The sequence below is a fragment of the Sporomusa sp. genome (assembly GCF_035561255.1).
In the GTDB taxonomy this organism is placed as follows: Bacteria; Bacillota; Negativicutes; order Sporomusales; family Sporomusaceae; genus Sporomusa.
The window spans coordinates 1-4,687 of the sequence record NZ_DATMXX010000103.1 but is presented as its reverse complement, the minus strand read 5'-3'; the positions used below and the strand labels follow the sequence as shown (position 1 = coordinate 4,687).

3 protein-coding genes and 1 pseudogene are annotated in these 4,687 nt (G+C 44.2%); 1 reads left to right on the top strand and 3 read right to left on the bottom strand.

From position 1 onward, the window contains the following. Window positions 1-194, bottom strand: a pseudogene (locus VN379_RS06135) (MFS transporter); the annotation flags it as partial. 220 nt (window positions 195-414) lie between these two features. On the opposite strand from VN379_RS06135, the gene VN379_RS06130 reads away from it, so the two are divergent. Then, a complete protein-coding gene (locus VN379_RS06130) occupies window positions 415-1,608 on the top strand; it encodes an MFS transporter (protein WP_325526876.1) in 1,194 nt (397 codons plus the stop codon). Between the two features lie 164 nt (window positions 1,609-1,772). Here VN379_RS06130 and VN379_RS06125 read toward each other — a convergent pair whose 3' ends face one another. Both VN379_RS06125 and VN379_RS06120 read right to left on the bottom strand, forming a co-directional pair. Then, entirely contained in the window at window positions 1,773-3,224 is a 1,452-nt protein-coding gene (locus tag VN379_RS06125) for an IS1182 family transposase (protein WP_325527706.1), read from the bottom strand. A 211-nt stretch (window positions 3,225-3,435) separates the two neighbouring features. Further along, window positions 3,436-4,596 carry an iron-containing alcohol dehydrogenase gene (locus VN379_RS06120; RefSeq protein WP_414714915.1) on the bottom strand — a complete coding sequence of 387 codons (1,161 nt, stop codon included), beginning with the start codon at window positions 4,594-4,596 and terminating at the stop codon, window positions 3,436-3,438. Window positions 4,597-4,687 lie beyond the last annotated feature (91 nt).

Genomic DNA, 4,687 nt, shown 5'->3' with positions numbered 1-4,687 from the left:
CCCAAGAGGCCAATACTGCCGATAAACCCCATCTGGGTGGCAGACAATCCCCACTGCTGAGCTAAAATCGGCAATACAAAAGCAATAATCCCAGTATCCATAGCATCAAACAGCCAACCCACCCCAGTCAAAACCAACAGTTTATAATGAAAGCGGCTAACTGGAATCTGTTCCAAGCGACTAATAATCCCCAAAATCTTCACCCCCATGTCTTTACACTTGTCTTGTCATTACAATGTATTATACCTTGTCCTGTATTAAAATGGCAACTACTTTTTAAATCAGGCAAAAATCAACCTCAATTGCTTTATATGCGGGGACAGGGCTGAAAACAAGCCCTCATCCAGCTTGATAATCTTGCCTTATCAGCCTATTATTAGTAAATAACCATTTTTAATACAAAGGAGAAATCATATGCAGCAAGATCAACGTAAGGAGCGACTTATAACAAAACCACTGGCGCTTTTAACTTTGGGGCATTTAATTACCGATTTCGGCCAAGGCGCGCTACCTGTGCTGCTGCCGTTTTTAAAAACAGCCTTCAACCTAACTTATACCCAAGTCGGAGTCATTGTCCTTGTACAAAATCTGACCTCTTCAGTAATTCAGCCGGTGTTTGGCTATCTTACCGATCGTGTCTCACTACCATGGCTAATCCCAGCCAGTGTGCTGCTCGCAGGGATCGGGTTAGGCATGATCGGTCTAATGACTTCTTACTATGCACTGTTGGGAGTTGTAGTTATTGGGGGCTTGGGAATTGCCTGTTTTCATCCTCAGGCATCCAAATCTGCCCACCTTGTCAGCAGCGCTGCGACAAAAGGGCGCAGCATGGGTCTATTTTCAGTAGGCGGCAATCTAGGGCTGGCGCTCGGCTCAATTGCCATGTCATTTGCCCTCAACTTGCCAGGAGAGTTAACAAACACCCTATACTTCATCATACCTGGTTTAGTCATGTCGCTCCTGCTGTATCGCAACCTTCAGGATATTTCGCCTCAAGAACCTGCCGTACAATCAGCTGCTGCTTCACACGCAGGCTCTACGAAAGGCCAGTCGCTTAACTACGGTCTGCTCGCCATACTCTTAGCGTTTATATTCGTAAGATCTAGTATCCATACCGGATTAACTACCTATATACCGATGTACTACATCAACTATTTATCAGGCAGCCCGGTATATGCCAGTTATCTCTTAGCGATTTTTCTGCTCGCCGGGGTAGTCGGTACTTATACCGGCGCGTCTTTAAGCGACCGCTTTGGCCGCAAAACGGTTATTATGGGCTCTATCCTCGCCACACTGCCTTTGATTAGTTTATTTCAATACACTAGCGGCTTTGCAACATTGCTCATACTTGCGTTAACCGGGTTGGCCCTCATTTCATCATTCGCCACAACAGTCGTGTTGGCGCAGGAAATGATGCCAGGCTATGTCGGCATGGCTTCGGGCCTGACTATTGGCTTTAGTATCGGCCTTGGTGGCGTCGGCGCTACGATCCTGGGCTATGTTGCCGACCATTTCGGCATTCCCAGCGTATTTACTGTATTATCAGTGTTGCCACTTGCAGGATTGGCTCTCGCGGCATTTTTACCAGGTAAGCTATTTAAACGTTAAAAGAATGCCATAAAAAAGGCTGTCGGCACATAAGGAGGCCACTGAAGAACTTGTGGTTTTGACGGAGCAAAGCTTAAAAAGTACGAAACAGAAGACGACCCTTGTTCCCAATTTTGGGGTGAGGGTCGTCTTTTACCATTTAGGAAACCTTTATAACTTGTCTTCTACCTTATCAGTTTCAATATTCTCTTTATATTCACAGTAAAGATCGCCATCGCCCCCTGTAACTCCATGCCAACAAGACCCGAAGATGACGCTACATCATACCCGTGTCTGTGTTTGAGTTCACTATTCTTTGCTTCAATCTTGTAGCGCTCCTTTGCCTTTCCCTTGAAGTACTCGCTTTCCTGGAACGCCATTTGTTCGGTGTGTTCGCTAGATTTGATACTCACCGAATAAGTTTTGCATTTTGCTCCCTCTTTGTAACACCCTTTTTTGAAAGGGCATCGCTTGCAAAGCTCAATATCGAAATAGTATGTATCAGTTTGGTTTTTCCCAACGCCTGTCTTTCCTTGCCGCGCTTTCCGGTTTGCCATGTGGCCGGCCTTGCACACATACATGCCTGCATCCTTATTGAATTGGAATTCGTCTTCTTTCTTTCGGATCCCTTGTGTAATGAGAGGATTGAGCTTGGCAATGAGTTCTATGTTATTGTCCTTGGTGTACGTTATGTTATCTTTTTCAGAGTAAGCCGTATCCCCAATGACCGTTTTGACTTCCATACCGACTGCCTTGCTTTTTTCAATCAGCTCCTGTAGTTGCTTACCGTCGTTCTTTTCGCCCGTCGTGACGACTGCTGCCGTAATAATCCGTTCCTCGGTCATGGCAAGATGCGTTTTATATCCAAAAAATGAGGAATCTGCACTCTTATGGCCAACTTTTGCATCTTGGTCCTCCGAAATCCGCAACTGATCGAGGTCATCTGTCACCGTTTCTTTGAGCAGATTGAGAGGTTCTTTAATTTTCGGAAGCTCGCAAACGCCTCCTTCCGCTTCAATCACATCGACGAGTTTTTGGCAGTAGGCGATTTCGTCTTCGAGTACACCGCTGGTATTTTTCGTCGGGAACTTCGCTTTCAAAGATTCGTCTACCTTGTAGACGGCTTTTCTTAGTTTTCGGGAACGGTCCTGCAAGATTTCTATGGGGGATTTCTGATTATAACGGGCTTTTGTATGGGTTGCATCAACAATGATTGATTTGCTGTTGATAATACCCTTTTCGATTGCGACTTCAACGGTTTTGTTTATGAGCATGTCGAGCAAATTTAGATCCTTTAACCGCAGCTTCCGGAACTTTGTTAAAGAACTTGGATCAATCACCGGATCTTCCGGTGCCATGTGGAGAAAGTACTTAAACGACATATCGTATTGGGAGCGCTCAACGATGTCAACGTCAGATAGTTCGAAGATCGTTTTGAGCAGCAAATATTTAAACATCCGAATCGGATCAATCGCATTTCTGCCGTTATCTAGACAATAGCTCTCTTTCAATTCCTCATACACAAAGGAGAAATCAATAAGTTCGTTGATTTGCCGCAATATATTATCCTTGGGGATAACCAAGTTATAGAGCTCTATATAGGGACTTAAAACCATAGATTGTTGTTGTTGAATCATTTGACTCACCTGCTCCCTTTAATACCTTTATTATACAGGAAAAAAGGTACAGCCTCCTCAGTTTTCTTGAGGGTCTATACCTTTTTAAGTATTAAAGGGACTTTTTCAGTGGCCTCCGAAGCGTCTGCGGTTTTTTTTGAACCTGCGAGATACACCTAGTAGTAATTAACATTATAGCATGAATCGATAACCCAATTACATCATGCAACCATTACATAGCTGCCTTATAGATACCAATTATATCATCCAGCGTAGCAGTACGTGGATTAAATAGGCTGCAAATATCTTTCATTGCGTTTCCGGCCATAACCTCGAAATCTTTTTCGTTAGCCTTTAACTGAGCAAGGCCGGAAGGGATACAAATGTCAGCGGATAATTTCTTAATAGACGCTATAGCTTTATCAGCAGCATCACGAACAGACAGACCTTGTATATTTTCACCCATTGCTACGGCAACATCAACAAAACGCTCTGGGCAAGCAATGATATTAAATGTTTCAACATGAGGCAGTAAAATAGCATTGCACACTCCGTGCGGCAGGTTGTATAAACCGCCTAGTTGGTGAGCCATAGCATGCACATATCCCAAACCCGCGTTGTTAAATGCCATGCCAGCTAAATATTCGGCATAAGCCATTTTGTCACGGGCTTCCATATTCTGCCCATTGGCTACCGCATTTCGTAAGTTAGTCGCTATAAGTTTAATAGCCATCAGAGCCGCTGAATCAGTAACCGGTGTAGCAGCAATGGAAACATACGCTTCAACAGCATGAGTTAATGCATCCATACCGGTAGCAGCAGTAAGAGCGGGCGGCATACCAACCATCAGTAAAGGATCATTAATTGCAACATTTGGAGTAGTGTGCCAGTCAGCAATAGCCATTTTTACATGATTAGAAGTATTGGTAATAACAGCAAATCGAGTCATCTCAGAAGCAGTACCGGCGGTGGTGTTAACGGCGATAAACGGAGGCATCGGCTTCTTAGATTTATCAAGACCTTCAAAGTCACGAATGTTTCCGCCATTGGTAGCCAATAAACCAATTCCCTTACCACAATCGTGAGCACTGCCGCCACCCAAGGTTAAAATGGTATCGGAGCCGCTTTCCTGGTAACTTTTTAAACCATCATGAACGTTTTTGTCGGTAGGGTTTGGTTCTGCTCCTGCAAAAGCTGTAACCTTGATACCATCAGCTTCCAGCATTGCCTTAATATCGTCGGCCATCCCACCTGGGCGGCCTAGGTAAGCATCAGTAACAAGGAAGACACTTGTACCACCAAGTGTTTTCACTTGTGCAGGAATTTGTTTGTGCGCTCCTACTCCCATTAGGCTCACAGTAGGTGTAAAATACCCGTAGACTTGTTCACCAATAGACATAAATAAAACCTCCTTAGGGCTAAGCCCATTTCTTATCTACTGACCATATTGTAATGCAAGCATCATGCCAATATCAGTTTAAAGA

Coding starts and splice junctions, on each gene's coding strand:
- VN379_RS06125 (WP_325527706.1), bottom strand. CDS start 3,224: ATGATTCAACAACAACAATCTATGGTTTTAAGTCCCTATATAGAGCTC.
- VN379_RS06130 (WP_325526876.1), top strand. CDS start 415: ATGCAGCAAGATCAACGTAAGGAGCGACTTATAACAAAACCACTGGCG.